Origin of the sequence: Pseudomonas luteola NBRC 103146 (assembly GCF_002091675.1) — a bacterium.
In the GTDB taxonomy this organism is placed as follows: domain Bacteria; phylum Pseudomonadota; class Gammaproteobacteria; order Pseudomonadales; family Pseudomonadaceae; genus Chryseomonas; species Chryseomonas luteola.
Genome location: NZ_BDAE01000003.1, coordinates 306,570 through 320,506 on the forward strand (window position 1 = coordinate 306,570; position 13,937 = coordinate 320,506).

Below are 13,937 nucleotides of genomic sequence, written 5' to 3' on the forward strand. Positions count from 1 at the left end.
CCTGTGTGAGGCACGGCCGGCAGGTGAATGGCTTATTCGGGGTGACGACGCTTCTCGATCTCGTCAGCCGTCATCTCGCCCTGGGCATGGCCGAAATGTTCCAAGACAAAATTGGTGACCGCCGCCAGCTCCTGGTTGGAGTATCCGCGGGCAAAGCCCGGCATGAAGTGATCGCCGTGGGGATTCTCCAGCTTGTCTCCTCCCAGCAGGACCTGCACCAGATTGGTTGCCTCTGGATCGTTCACCGTGCGCAGGCCACTAAGCGCGGCAAAGGTGCTCTGCCGGCCCGAACCATCCCACAGGTGACAGCTGACGCAGGCGTCGGCAAACACCTTCTGGCCCAGCGGGTTGTGTCCTTTGGCCGGTGCGTCAGATGACAGCTCCTTGGGCTCCGGTCGCATCAATCCATACGGCTGACTGGGGACCGACTTCAAGTACACCACCATAGCGCGGATATCCTCAGGCGTCAGGAAGCGCAGGCTGTGATTGACGGCTTCGGCCATGGGGCCAGCCGCAACGCCATACCCTTCGGCATGGCCTGTAGACAGGTAAGAGGCCAGGGCCTCGTCCGGCCAGGCACCGATGCCGGTCTTCTGGTCACCGCTAATGTTGTAGGCCTTCCAGCCCTGAATCACCGCGCCACCCAGGTTTCGCGAGCTGTCACGCGCCTGAAAGATATTACGGGGGGTATGACATTCGCCACAGTGCCCCGCACCTTCCACCAGATACGCGCCGCGGTTCCACTCAGCCGACTGGCTCGGGTCCGGCTCGAAGCGCTCGTTCGGGTTGAACATCACGTTCCAGAACATCATTCCCCAGCGTTGGTTGAAGGGGAAGCTGATGTCATTTTCCTTGTTCGGCTGCCTGATGGGCTCCAGGCTGAACAGATACGCCTTGATCGCCAGAATATCTTCCCGCGACATCAGCGTGTAAGACGTATAGGGAAAGGCTGGATAGTAGTGCTTGCCGTCCTTGCCGACGCCTTCCTGCATGGCGCTGACAAAGTCGTCATCGCTCCAGGCGCCGATCCCGGTTTCCTTGTCCGGCGTGATGTTGGGGGAATACAGCATACCGAACGGCAGCTTGAAACCACGACCGCCAGCGAACGGTTTACCGCCGTTCTCGTCAAGGTGACAGGCCACGCAGTCAGCTGCACGGGCCAGGTATTCGCCGCGCTGGACCGTGGCCTCGTCAGCAGCCTGGGCAGACAGCATTGTGAGGGCCAACGCTACAGGCGCCACGCCGCTCAACACCGTACGCGTCATGGTGCCCCAGATAGAAGTGAAACGATTCATAGGAGCTCCTTAAGCCACGTGGTAACCGGCGCGAACTACCGGCAGACGGCGAATGCGCTTGCCGGTTGCCGCATACAGAGCATTGACCAGAGCCGGTGCAATCATGGCGGTACCGGCCTCTCCAATCCCGCCAGGTATTTCATGGCTTGGAATGATGTGCGTCTCGACCGGTGGGGCATCGCTCATGCGCAACTGCCGGTAGTCGTGGAAGTTGCTCTGTTCCACATGTCCATCCTTGACGGTAATCTCGTTATAGAGCGCAGCAGACAGGCCAAACAGTGTGCCGCCCTCCAGCTGAGAGTGAACAGAGGTCGGATTGGTTACCTCGCCGCAATCTGCAATACAGATCAGGCGGGTGATGTGGATGCCGTTCTGCGCATCGACCTGCATTTCCACTACGGTAGCGAGGTAGCTGCCAAAGACTTCCTGTACGGCAATTCCCCGACCATGGCCCGCTGGCAGTTTCTGGCTCCAGTTGGCTTTTTCGGCGGCAAGCTTGAGTACCGCCTGCGCACGGGGATGCTCGCCGAGCAGCTTCATCCGGTAATCGACCGGGTCCTGCTTGGCTGCGTAGGCCAGCTCATCGATAAAGCTTTCCATCACATAGGCGCCATGCAACGGGCCTACCCCACGCCACCAGGAATTGAGAATGGCCTTGGGCGCTTCAGGGACGTAACGGACTCTGAGGTTTGGAAGCGAGTAGACGGGTTTGTTGGAAACCTCTACTGCGTCGGCATCCAGCCCATTGGGTGGTACGGCGGCTGGCGCAAACCGCGCCATGACCGAGGCCCCGACAATGGTATGCGACCAGCCCACCGGCATGCCGTTGGCATCCAGGCCTGCGCTGAAGCGGTCGATATAATGAGGACGGTACAGGTCATGGGCGGTGTCTTCTTCACGCGTCCAGACCAGCTTGATGGGGTAGTCGACCTGCTTGGCTATGGCTGCGGCCTGACCGATGAAGTCCGCCTCCAGGCGACGGCCAAAGCCTCCACCGATGAGCTGGTTGTTGACGATGATCTTTTCCGGCGGCAGGCCGGTTGCCTTGGCAGCCGCCTGTTGGGCCATAACCGGCACTTGGGTGCCGACCCATAGTTCACAGGCATCTTCGCGGACCTGGGCCACACAGGTCATGGGCTCCAGCGTGGCGTGAGCCAGGAAGGGCATCTCGTATTCCGCCTCGATCTTGCTGGACGCACCGGCAATGGCCTTGTTGATGTCGCCAACCTCGGCGGCAATGGCGCCTTCGCGATCAAAGGCTGCATGCAGGGCGCGTTCGATCTGGGCGGAGTCGATACCGGCGTTTGGGCCTAGATCCCATTGGATCTCCAGCGCTTTCAAGCCTTTAAGGGCTGCCCACATGTGGTCGCCGATCACGGCAACGGCATTATCCAGCTTGACCACATCCCTGACACCGGGGACCGCACGAGCGTGACGGTCGTCCACTGAGGCAAGCGTGCCACCTACGACCGGACAGGCGCTGACAGTAGCGATCTTCATGCCTGGCACGTGCAGGTCGATGGTGAACTTGGCTGAGCCGTCTACTTTGCCAGGCGTATCAAGGCGACGCAGCGGCTGGCCGATGACCTTGTAGTCTTCCGGCTTTTTGAGCGGGACGTTTTCCGGAACGGGCAGTTTGGCAGCTGCATCCACCAGCGCGCCGTAGGCGAGCTCCCGATTGCCAGGGCCGATGATCTTGCCATTTTCGGCGCGGCATTCATCCGGCGACACCTTCCATTGGTTAGCCGCGGCCTGGATCAGCATTACGCGTGCCGCCGCAGCGGCTTCCCGCAGGGGTTGCCAGTTGCTGCGAGTCGATGAGGAACCGCCGGTGGCCTGAAAGCCCAAAAGCTTGTCCCCATACAGTTTTTCGTCTGGCGGTGCTTCCTGCACCCTGACCTGATCCAGAGTAACGTTCAACTCTTCGGCTACCATCATGGCAAAACCGGTCTGTACACCCTGGCCCATTTCGATCTTGGGCGAAATCAGCGTGATCTGCCCATCGTGGCCTATCCGAAGAAACGCTCCCAAGGCCGTAGGGGTGTCCAGCGGTGCGTCTTCTGGCCCTTTGTTGACATACTGTTCGGCATAGCTGCGGCGGGAAAAAGGCAGTGCGGTTGCCAACAGCAAACCACCTGCGGCGATACCACTGGCCTGAAGCAGCTTGCGGCGCGACAGGCTTATGGCCTGCGCCGATACATTCTTGGTCATGGAGTGTGCTCCGCTCAAGCCTGGGAAACGCTTTTGATCGCGCCGCGGATACGGGTATAGGTACAGCAGCGGCAGATATTGCCGGACATGCCCGCATCGATTTCAGCATCGCCTGCGTTCGGGTGCTGGGACAGCAGCGCCACGGCCGACATGATCTGGCCGGACTGGCAATAGCCGCACTGCACGACTTCATGCTCAAGCCAGGCATCCTGCACTTTCTTGCCCAAGTCGGACTCGCCCACGGCTTCGATGGTCACGATCTTCTGGCCTTGTGCAATGTTGCTCACAGGCAAGACGCAGGCGCGAACAGCCGTACCGTCCAGATGCACCGTGCAAGCGCCACACTGTGCGATCCCGCAGCCGTACTTGGTGCCGGTCATTCCCAGCACGTCACGTAGAACCCAAAGCAGGGGCATGTCGTCGGGGACGTCGACCCGATGGTCGGCCCCGTTGATGTTGAGCGTAAGCATTGCAACCTCATGAGCACGGTAGGACAGTCGACTCGTCATGCCGGAACGCCGCCAGGCAAGGTCATGCCGACGGGAAGGGCTGCGAGTCGATCGTTGGTTTATTCAGGACAGAATGAGCGGTGCTTCATTCCGTGTCATTGGAAAAATTTAGATAAATAAATCTGATTTATCCATCTTCTGGCAAGAAACACCAGCATCAGCATCGGATTCGTGCAAATCCGTGGCCTCAGACAGGTCCATGTAAATCGCGACGATACTCAGCCACGCAGGTGTTCAAGCGGCAGCTCGGTACTGGAGATGACCTGGTTGAGAACGAAGCTTGAGCGCACGCTCGAAACGCCTTCTATACGGGTCAGGGTACCCAGCAGCAGTTTCTGGTAGTGGTCCATATCCGGAACGACCACCTTGAGCTGATAGTCCGCATCCATGCCGGTCACCAGGCTGCATTCCAGCACCTCAGGGCACTGCCGAATGATCGACTGGAAATGCTCGAAGCGTTCAGGGGTATGCCGGTCCATGCCGATCAGTACGAAAACTGTCAGGCTAAGGCCCAGTTTCTTGCGGTCGAGCAGGGCAACCTGACGATTAATGTAACCATCATCTTCCAGCTGCTTGACCCGTCGTGAGCAGGGCGAAGGAGACAGGCCGATGCGCTCTGCCAGTTCCTGGTTCGAGATGCGTGCATCACGCTGGAGTTCGGCAAGAATACGTAAGTCGTAGCGGTCTAGTTTGTCCATTTTGAAACCAATCCTTTGGAAAATTGCGTTTAAAAGGTTTTTTTAGTGTTCTGTTGCTTAAACGGTAGAGGATATAGCAAAAAACGCAAACTTTGGTCGGTGCAACAGGGCTAAGCTGAACTCATTACTTCGATGGCCCGGACGAACAGTCCAACGGTGAGCTCCAGGAGGGCAAGCCGATAATGCCGCCGACCTATCAGGTCGTGCCGCTCCCGGGCCACTCACCGCCCAAAAGGCTGTGTGATCGCAGCAGTCGCCAAAAGCGACTCAGAGGACAGAATTCCGGAAGGGGGCGAAAGCCTCCTTTTTTGTGCGCCTGATAAAAGTGTACGCCTGTGCTCCGCCTATCCGTCAATGCTCGCCTCGCGCATACTCCTGGCTTAGATTGAATATTCGACCGCCGCCTCGCCATTTTCAGAGCGCGCTGGCGGGAACCAGGAGATAAGGTCATGAAGCGCCGCGGGCGTTTGACAGGTATCGGTCTGATAGTCGCATTGAGCGCAGGCCACGTGCTGGCAGGGCCTTTTGAGGCCGGACAGACGCAGTTCGGCAATCCGTCCGGCGGCGCTGCGCCTCAGCCTCAGGCGGGGCAGGGTCGCGTTGGAGATCACCCGGACTACTCGCCCTCTCGGGGAGTGGATCCTAATGCCGGGCCTCGTCCGGGGGCGGGTCGCCCTATCGGACAGGATGGCTCGCGCTGGCAGACCGGCAGTGGCCAGGATCTTCCCCATCAACGCTATGATTTTCCCCGGCGGCCTGTCGAGCGGGTCGATGAAAACGGTGTACGGTTTATTACCGCGCCTCCGCGAGAGGTCACAGGGCAGGCGAACCACTCACGGGAAGACGGCTGGAATCGACCCGATGCCGTTCGGCGTGGCGATGAGCGTGCGCGCTGGGAGCAATCCGGGCCGAATGATCTGAATCGAGGCTGGGAAAATCAGCCCCGTGTCATTGATCATCCTGACTATGGGCCGTACGGCAACTGGAATCGCCCGCACAGGCACAACGACTTCGATCGTCGTGGCTGGGGACCAAACCCTGATTGGCGTCCCGGCTATGTGCTACGTCGCCCGCCGCCCCGGTACACCCGTATCTGGCATCAACGCTATGAGTATTATTACTCCGACGGCTACTGGTACCGCCCACAAGGGTCGAGTTATGTCATCGTGACCCCGCCACGCGGGGTGTATGTCAGCAACTTGCCTAACTATGCGCAGACGTTGGTGATCGGCGGGCTGACCTATTACTTTGCAGCGGGCACCTATTACCAGCCGCAACCGGAATACAATCGTTACATTGTCGTGGAGCCGCCTGTGCAAAACGGTGGCTATGCCATTAGCAGCAATGCTTTTGATGTCGCCATAAGCCCTGCCTATGGCCAGACGCAGGCCCAGATGGAGCAGGATCGTTATGACTGCCAGCGTTGGGCGGTCAGCGAGTCAGGTTTTGATCCATCCCGAGCAACCACTGCGCCACCGGCTGATGTGGCGGATCGTTATCGACGTTCGCTGGGCGCCTGCCTAAGTGGCAGGGGATATAACGTGACCTATTGAGGAGGGCCGTCTGGCTGTAATCTGATGAAGTCAGACGCCCTTGAGCCCTCAGTTCGGAGGCAGCGGATGCCGATGGGGGACATCGGGTGCATCCAGCGGGTCGGCATGTACCAGCACTTCGGCCTGCGGATACTCCGCCATGATCGCCGCTTCGGCCTCGTCGCACAGGCGATGGGCTTCGGACAGGGTCATTTCTCCCGGTAGCTCCAGATGCAGTTGGACGAACCAATGGCTTCCCGAAATACGCGTGCGCAAATCATGAGCCCCCAAGACTTGGGGCACGCTGCACGCCAGCGTCAACATGTGCTCGCTGACTTCATAGGGCAATTCCTGATCCATCAGCACACTTAGCGAGTCGCGTGCGATTCCAATGGCACTCCAAAGGATATACAACGCAATACCCAGGCCAAAGATGGCATCTAACTGATCCCAGCCGTAGCTGGCAGCAATCAGGGCAATCAGGATGCTGGTGTTGAGCAGAAGATCAGAACGGTAATGCAGAGAATCGGCGCGAATCACTGCGGACCCTGTAATCTGAATGACGTGCCGCTGTAGCATCAGCAGGCCCGCAGTCACAATCAATGAAACGATCATGACTGCAATGCCCAGCAAAGGTGTTCCCAAGGGTTCAGGTTCTTTCAGGCGACCAATGGCCTGCATGCCGATCAGGATTCCGCTGGCGCCAATGAACAGGGCCTGGGTAATACCCGCCAACGACTCCGCCTTGCCATGGCCGTAACGGTGGTCGTCGTCGGCGGGCTTTAGGGAATAGCGCACCGCTAGCAAGTTGAACAGGGAGGCCGCACCATCAAGCACGGAATCGGTCAGCCCGGCGAGCAGACTGACCGAGCCGCTGAACCACCAGGCGATGGCCTTCACGGTAATAAGCAGGCCAGCCACTGCGAGTGAGGCGGTGGTGGCCAGGCGCAACAGCCTGGCGTGTTCGGTACGGCTCTTCATCAGGAGTTATGCCGCAGGGCGCAACCCGAAGGCGGCTAGTTGCTCAGGGCTGCCGCTGTGCTGAATCAGGCGAGGATCGGTCAGGGGCAGGGAGCGGCCGGTTTCCTGTTCGATAATGGCTTTAAGGCGCGCCTTGTCCACCTTGCCATCCGCATCGATAGCGTCTTTTAGCTTTTCCGGGTCGACCGAGGCGTGCTGGTCATTGGGCAGGTAGATGGCTCCAGACGTAAAATCAACACCGAACGCAATCAGGCCGGGAATGATGTAAAACAGCAGGCCTACCGCATCCAGGATGGCAATGCCTGGGTCGATCTGGCCAGTAATTTGGCCGCGACGCTCAGGATAAAACAGCGTACCGCAGGCCGAAATCTGGGTCAGCACTGCTGCAGCAAGGGCGCCACAGATCAGGCGAGTGCGCATTGGCATAAACACCTCCATAGGTCAGGAAACCGCACTATAACCGGCGTTGCGAGAGGCCGGAAGCGGGCCGCTGGAGTCGTTATAATCAGCAACCACCGTATATGACCACGTGCACAGCAGAATGACGCCATTACCCATCGATACCGTATTGCCTACCCTGCGCGCCGCCCTGGTCGAGCGCGACGAAGCTGTGCTGGAGGCACCTCCAGGTGCAGGCAAGACCACACGTGTACCGCTGGCGCTGCTGGATGAGCCCTGGCTAGCGGGTCAGCGGATTCTCATGCTGGAACCACGGCGCTTGGCCGCTCGGGCAGCGGCGGAGCGGCTGGCAGCCGAGTATGGCGAACCGGTGGGCGAGACGGTGGGATACCGCATTCGCCTGGAGAGCAAGGTAGGGCCCAGGACACGGATCGAGGTCGTTACGGAAGGTATTCTTGCGCGTCGCCTGCAGGATGATCCTGCCCTCGAAGGCGTTGGCCTGGTCATTTTCGACGAATTTCACGAGCGAAGCCTGGACGCCGATTTGGCGCTGGCACTCACTCTGAATGGGCGTGAGCTCTTGCGTGACACTCCGCTCAAGGTCCTGGTCATGTCCGCAACCCTTGAGGGTGAGCGGCTTTCGGCCTTGCTGCAAGGGGCTCCGGTGGTGCGCAGCGAGGGGCGCATGTTTCCGGTGGAGATCAAATGGGGGCGGCCCACTTCGACGGACGAGCGCCTGGAGCCCAGGGTTGTTCAAACCATCCAGCAGGCACTGGATGAGCAGGACGGAAGCCTGCTCGTCTTTTTGCCGGGGCAGGCTGAAATCCGGCGGGTTCATGAATTGCTGGATGATGCGCTGGCTGGCAGGGTGGATATCCGGATCGCGCCGCTCTACGGTGAGCTTGATCTGGCTGCCCAGAGAGCAGCGATTGAGCCGGCACCGGCCGGTATTCGCAAGATTGTGCTGGCGACCAATATCGCCGAAACCAGTCTTACCATCGAAGGCGTTCGGGTGGTGGTAGATGCCGGACTTGCCCGGGAGCCCGCCTTCGATCTCGGCAGTGGCATGACGCGGCTGGCTACGCGACGCATCTCTCGCGCCTCGGCCACCCAGCGAGCGGGACGGGCGGGGCGTCTGGAGCCAGGGGTGTGCTATCGCTTGTGGTCGGAGACGCAGCATGACCAGCTACCCGCCTATGATTCACCGGAAATTCTGCAGGCTGATCTGGCAGGGCTTGCGCTTCAGCTGGCGCGCTGGGGCGCTGTTGCAGATGAGCTGGTCTGGTTGGATAAACCTCCTGCTGCTGCCCAAGCACAGGCTCAGAATCTGCTTGTGCGTCTGGGTGCGCTCAATGCTGATCGAACGGCCCTGACAGCCCATGGACAGGCCATGAGTACCCTGCCGGCTCATCCGCGACTGGCTCATCTTCTGCTTCGGGGACAAGCCCTGGGGTTGGCGCCATTGGCGTGTGATCTGGCGGCTATTTTATCCGAGCGGGATATCGTGCGTGGCGAGGGTGCGGATATACAGACTCGCCTTGTGCTGCTGGCAGGCGAAGGGAAAGGGCCGCGAGGCGGTATTGCGCGCATTCGCCAGCTGGCAAGACAATTCAAGGGCTTGCTGCGTGGCGCTTCCGAAATACCTGTGAGCGATCCGGATCATCCACGCTGGGTAGGGTGTCTGCTGGCTTTTGCTTACCCGGAGCGGATCGCACACCAGCGCCGATCCGGCGGTGCAGAATATCGGCTGGCCAATGGCCGTGCGGCACTGTTTGCCGATGTCGATTCGCTGATGAAATCACCGTGGTTGGTGATTGCCGATCTTGGGAGCCGACAAGGGCAGCGTGAAGAGCGTATCTATCTGGCTGCCGAGCTTGATCCTGCCTTGTTTGAAGGGCCCCTGGCCGAGCAGGTATCGACCCATGAGGAGGTGGACTGGGACGAGCGGGAGGGCGTACTGCGCGCCGAACGGCAGGTGCGAATCGGTGAACTGGTCCTTTCCCGCGAACCCTTGAGTTCGCTGGATGATGACGCACGCAGCCGGGCATTACTGGGGCTAGTCAGGCGTAAAGGGCTTGAACTCCTGCCCTGGACACCGGAGCTACGCCAGTGGCAGGCACGGGTCATGCTTCTGCGGCGGCTGGACCTGGAGCAGGGCGGTCTCAGCGAGTGGCCTGACGTGACCGACACGGCACTACTGGCAACGCTGGAGAACTGGCTGCTTCCATATCTGGGACGGGTGACTCGCCTGTCCCATTTCGCTCAGCTCGATCTGGGCGCCATCCTGCAGGGCTTGTTACCCTGGCCGCTGCCGAGCCGCCTGGACGAGCTGGCGCCCCGCTCGATAGAGGTGCCTTCAGGCTCTCGTATCCGGCTGGACTACACCGAGGAACCGCCCGTGCTGGCCGTCAGGTTGCAGGAGATGTTCGGCCTGGCCAACACCCCTCGGATCGCCGGCGGACGGCTTGCTGTAAAGCTGCACCTGCTGTCCCCTGCGCAGCGCCCGGTGCAGGTTACCCAGGATCTGGCTAACTTCTGGCGCAGCACCTATGCCGAGGTAAAGAAGGATTTGAAAGGCCGCTATCCAAAGCACTATTGGCCGGATGACCCGCTCGTTGCGGAGGCGACTGCACGGGCCAAGCCTCGGCGTTAGTGCCGAGGCTTTACAGATCAGACTCGCGCCACGCGGGCGATCTGTTTGGCCAGGAACGGCCCGGATGCGATCACGCCAATCAAGCGCAAGGCCTGCATGGCCAGTACCAGCCCGACGTCCGCATGGCTGTCCACAGCGATGATCGCCATTGAGTCTAGGCCGCCAGGACTGGTTGCAAGGTAGGCGGACAGAAAGTCCTTGTTCATCAGGTGTGCCAGAAACAGGGCCGAAAGAGCGCACATGGCGATCAACATCAGCGAGGCCATGATCATCTTGGGCAAGGCTCGGGTGACATAGCGCACCGTGGTTTTATCGAACCGCAAGCCTACATAGCAGCCCATCGAGCCAAACGCGATGGCCAGCAACCAATGGGGAAGGGTAATGGTTACCCAACCGTTGAGCTGCAATATGGTGCCCAACGCAATAGGCACCATCAAAGCGCCAGCCGGCAGGCGCTTGCCTAACCAGACACCTACCACCACGACGGCCAGCGTAATTCCAAATGACTGCAGGGTGTTCCAGTCAAAGGTGATAGCGGCCGAGTGAGAGGCTGCTCCTGTACCTTCAGCCCCCAAAAAGCGGCCAACCAAGGCACTGATCACGACCACACAAACGACACGCACATACTGCATGGTTGCCACAATGCGGGAGTCCGCTCCGTATTCTTCCGCCATGGCAACCATGGCGGAGGCCGCACCGGGCGTAGTACCCCAGGCGGCGGTGGAGCCGGGTAAACCGCCGAAGCGAACCAGGATGACACCCACCAGCACGCTGAGCAGAACGGTAATGGCAGTGGCCAGCAGCATGACCGGCCAGTGCGTAGCGACCATAAGCAGAACGGCCGCTGTCATGGAGTGGGCGATCAAACAGCCCACCACGCCCTGGCTTAGCTGGAACAGTGGTTTGGGTAGACGGATCGTGGCCCCTTTGACGCCAAAGCAGATGGCGACCAGCATGGGCCCTAGGAACATGGCCGCAGGGATACCGGCACGATCAAGGCAAAAGGAAGCCAGACTGGATACAACAATCAGGGCAGCCCACTGCAGGGCAGGATGTCGTGATGGCGGTGCTGCAGATGAAACAGGGGCGTGAGGCAATGACGTCCTCCTCAAGAGGTGGCAGCCACAGACGGCGTAGCCGCGCTAAAGCCTTATTATACGCGCCTTCCGGCTAAAATTTGATAGCAAGATAACTAACGAAACGATCACGAATCGTAATGGCAGTCCTGACACAATCGCAGGCATTGCCGGATGTGTTTGCGGTACTCCTTGTAGCGAGGCGTTATGACCGCGAAGCAAGGCATTCTGATAATGATGCTTCGTAAGATTCGAGTCTTAGAGGGTCAGCCTGATCTTGACCTTGTTTAATCGGGTGGGCTGGATGTTGGGATATTGGGGTTGCCAAGGCATTCTCCCGGATCTTTATGCCTCGGCTGTTCGAGCCGTTCTTGCTAACAGCATTCGGGGCAAGAAGCATCATTCACCACTGCCATGCCCAGAAGGGCAACCCCGGTATTCACCCAGGCCGCCAAGTGACGGCCCGGGTAAGTTGAGGTCAGCGGACCAGGTGCAGGAACTGCAGGTGTCGCTCGTACTGGTCGAGCATGTCGTTGATGATTTGCTCCTTGGTGTAGCCCACCAGGTCATAATCCTGGCTGCCCTCAGCCAGATAGACCTCTGCACGGTAGTAGCGGCGGTTTTTCAGGTGCAGCCCGCCCATACCGGCTCGGGCAAAGCTCGGTGTGAAATACCCCTGCATGATGACCCGATAGATAAAGGGATGCTGTTCGCCATGACCAACCTCAAGGCTCAGGTTGGCATTGGTAGGATCAAGCTCGGTCTGTACGGCCAGTCCTTTTTCCCGGAATACCTCGGCCACTTCCTCAATCGCCGGGCGAACAATGGTGTCCATTACCCGATAGACCTCATCGCGCGACGGGAAGTGAACAGCCTTGGCAAGGCGCTGACGCCAGCCACCGCTGCGGCGTGGGTTGGCCTGGGATACCGGGGCCAGAGAATGTGATCGTGCCCGTTGCCGCTGCGATTCGGTGTAGAACGCCTTGTGCAGACCCCACATCATTAGCAGGGTTACTAGCGAGAAGGGCAGAGAGGTCAGGACCACCGCAGACTTTAGTGCATCCATGCTACCGGCGACCAGCAGACCACCGGTGACAAGGGCAGTAGCCGTTCCCCAGAAGACGCGCAGCCACTTGGGACCGTCTTCGTCCGCTTCGCCGCCTGTCGAGGACAGGGTCGACAGCACCACAGTGCCCGAATCCGCCGATGTCACGAAGAACACAAAGCTTACGAATACCGCCACCGCAATGACAATACGGCTGGCAGGATACGTTTCCAGTAGGTGATAGAGCGCCATGGATGGCTCGCGAATAGCCGTTTCGGCCAGGCTGGTCAGGTTGTGGTTTAGCACCTGATCCAGCGCGCTATTACCAAAGATGGACAACCACGCGAGGGTAAAGCCAAGCGGAATGAACAGTACGCCAAAAACGAATTCACGAATGGTACGACCACGGGAAATTCGCGCAATGAACAGGCCTACAAAGGGTGCCCATGCGATCCACCAGGCCCAATAGAATACGGTCCAGCCGCCCAGCCAGTCGGACGGTTTGTCATAGGCATAAAGGTCAAAGCTCTTGGTGGGAACAGCGCCCAGATAATCGCCGATGTTCTGGATCAGCGTATTGAGCAGGTGCTGGGTCGGCCCGGCAAACAGGACAAACAACAGCAGACCGACCGCCAGGAGCATGTTGATATCGGACATGACGCGCACACCCTTGTCTACACCTGATACGGCAACAAGAATGGCGGCTCCCATCATCACGGCAATCAGCAGGGCTTGTACCCATTGGGTATGGGGTACACCGAACAGATAGTCCAGGCCCGAGTTGAGCTGAAGCACACCAAAGCCCATATCGGCGCCCAGGCCGAAAACGGTGGCAATGATGCCAAAGCAATCTACCGCATGGCCAATAGGGCCGTTGATGCGCTTGCCGATCAGTGGGTATAGCGCTGAACGTAAGGCCAAGGGCAGGTTATGGCGATAGGCGAAATAGGCCAATGCCATGGCAACGAGTGCAAAGACTCCCCAACCATGCAATCCCCAGTGCAGAAAGAGCAGTTGCATGGCCTGACGCGCAGCAGCCTGCGTGCCGCCTTCGCCTTGAGGGGGATGCATGAAATGCGTCAGGGGTTCTGACACGCAGAAAAAGAACAGGGTAATACTGATACCGGCTGCGAATAGCATGCCGGCCCATGAAAGGTAACTGAACTCAGGCTGATCGTGATCGGCGCCAAGCTTGATCTTGCCGTACCCTGAAAGGGCCGTGACGATGACAAAGACCAGATAAAGTGTCATGGCCAGTAGGTAGTACCAGCCTACCGTCTGTGAGGCCCATGTCTGAGCTTCCAGCAGCCAGGCTCCGGCGCGCTCGGGGAAGGTGATTACCACCAGAGCAAAGACCAGGATTGCTGTGGCCGCGCTGTAAAAGGCGGGCGGATTGAGTCGTACGTTACCGGATGGGGTCGTGCTGCTCATGGAGCATGTTCTCCTATAGGGCAGGTGCCAAAGAGTCCGTACAGTCGAGTCGCGGGTTTCCGGTCACTCGCGATGCTGTCGGGCTAGTAGCTCAAGGTGATTCGAAA

At 59.4% G+C, this 13,937-nt stretch carries 10 protein-coding genes; 2 read left to right on the forward strand and 8 right to left on the reverse strand.

Going from position 1 to position 13,937, the window contains the following annotated elements:
* Positions 1-32: 32 nt before the first annotated feature.
* The 4 genes from PLU01S_RS05940 to PLU01S_RS05955 form a co-directional block, all read right to left on the reverse strand.
* Positions 33-1,295, reverse strand: coding sequence for a cytochrome c (locus tag PLU01S_RS05940; RefSeq protein ID WP_074822971.1), 1,263 nt, complete (start codon positions 1,293-1,295; stop codon positions 33-35).
* A 9-nt stretch (positions 1,296-1,304) separates the two neighbouring features.
* Positions 1,305-3,506, reverse strand: a complete 2,202-nt coding sequence (locus tag PLU01S_RS05945; RefSeq protein WP_074822969.1) for a xanthine dehydrogenase family protein molybdopterin-binding subunit — start codon at positions 3,504-3,506, stop codon at positions 1,305-1,307.
* Between the two features lie 14 nt (positions 3,507-3,520).
* A complete protein-coding gene (locus PLU01S_RS05950) occupies positions 3,521-3,976 on the reverse strand; it encodes a (2Fe-2S)-binding protein (RefSeq protein WP_074822966.1) in 456 nt (151 codons plus the stop codon).
* A 257-nt stretch (positions 3,977-4,233) separates the two neighbouring features.
* Positions 4,234-4,713 carry an Lrp/AsnC family transcriptional regulator gene (locus PLU01S_RS05955; protein WP_010797133.1) on the reverse strand — a complete coding sequence of 160 codons (480 nt, stop codon included), beginning with the start codon at positions 4,711-4,713 and terminating at the stop codon, positions 4,234-4,236.
* A 449-nt stretch (positions 4,714-5,162) separates the two neighbouring features.
* On the opposite strand from PLU01S_RS05955, the gene PLU01S_RS05960 reads away from it, so the two are divergent.
* Complete coding sequence (locus tag PLU01S_RS05960; RefSeq protein WP_074822963.1) at positions 5,163-6,266, forward strand: DUF6515 family protein; 1,104 nt, start codon at positions 5,163-5,165, stop codon at positions 6,264-6,266.
* A 48-nt stretch (positions 6,267-6,314) separates the two neighbouring features.
* On the opposite strand, the gene PLU01S_RS05965 is transcribed toward PLU01S_RS05960, so the two are convergent.
* On the reverse strand, positions 6,315-7,226 hold the full coding sequence (locus PLU01S_RS05965; RefSeq protein ID WP_074822960.1) for a cation diffusion facilitator family transporter: 912 nt from the start codon (positions 7,224-7,226) through the stop codon (positions 6,315-6,317).
* 6 nt (positions 7,227-7,232) lie between these two features.
* A complete protein-coding gene (locus tag PLU01S_RS05970) occupies positions 7,233-7,652 on the reverse strand; it encodes a polyribonucleotide nucleotidyltransferase (RefSeq protein WP_074822957.1) in 420 nt (139 codons plus the stop codon).
* Positions 7,653-7,767: 115 nt separating this feature from the next.
* Between PLU01S_RS05970 and hrpB the strand changes: the two genes are divergently transcribed.
* Entirely contained in the window at positions 7,768-10,278 is a 2,511-nt protein-coding gene (gene hrpB, locus PLU01S_RS05975) for an ATP-dependent helicase HrpB (protein WP_074822954.1), read from the forward strand.
* 17 nt (positions 10,279-10,295) lie between these two features.
* Here hrpB and PLU01S_RS05980 read toward each other — a convergent pair whose 3' ends face one another.
* Positions 10,296-11,375 (reverse strand): AbrB family transcriptional regulator, encoded by a 1,080-nt coding sequence (locus tag PLU01S_RS05980; protein WP_010797138.1) that lies wholly within the window; start codon positions 11,373-11,375, stop codon positions 10,296-10,298.
* A gap of 457 nt (positions 11,376-11,832) precedes the next feature.
* Positions 11,833-13,830 (reverse strand): choline BCCT transporter BetT, encoded by a 1,998-nt coding sequence (gene betT / locus PLU01S_RS05985; protein WP_074822952.1) that lies wholly within the window; start codon positions 13,828-13,830, stop codon positions 11,833-11,835.
* Positions 13,831-13,937: the final 107 nt, after the last annotated feature.

Coding starts and splice junctions, on each gene's coding strand:
- PLU01S_RS05940 (WP_074822971.1), bottom strand. CDS start 1,295: ATGAATCGTTTCACTTCTATCTGGGGCACCATGACGCGTACGGTGTTG.
- PLU01S_RS05945 (WP_074822969.1), bottom strand. CDS start 3,506: ATGACCAAGAATGTATCGGCGCAGGCCATAAGCCTGTCGCGCCGCAAG.
- PLU01S_RS05950 (WP_074822966.1), bottom strand. CDS start 3,976: ATGCTTACGCTCAACATCAACGGGGCCGACCATCGGGTCGACGTCCCC.
- PLU01S_RS05955 (WP_010797133.1), bottom strand. CDS start 4,713: ATGGACAAACTAGACCGCTACGACTTACGTATTCTTGCCGAACTCCAG.
- PLU01S_RS05960 (WP_074822963.1), top strand. CDS start 5,163: ATGAAGCGCCGCGGGCGTTTGACAGGTATCGGTCTGATAGTCGCATTG.
- PLU01S_RS05965 (WP_074822960.1), bottom strand. CDS start 7,226: ATGAAGAGCCGTACCGAACACGCCAGGCTGTTGCGCCTGGCCACCACC.
- PLU01S_RS05970 (WP_074822957.1), bottom strand. CDS start 7,652: ATGCCAATGCGCACTCGCCTGATCTGTGGCGCCCTTGCTGCAGCAGTG.
- hrpB (WP_074822954.1), top strand. CDS start 7,768: ATGACGCCATTACCCATCGATACCGTATTGCCTACCCTGCGCGCCGCC.
- betT (WP_074822952.1), bottom strand. CDS start 13,830: ATGAGCAGCACGACCCCATCCGGTAACGTACGACTCAATCCGCCCGCC.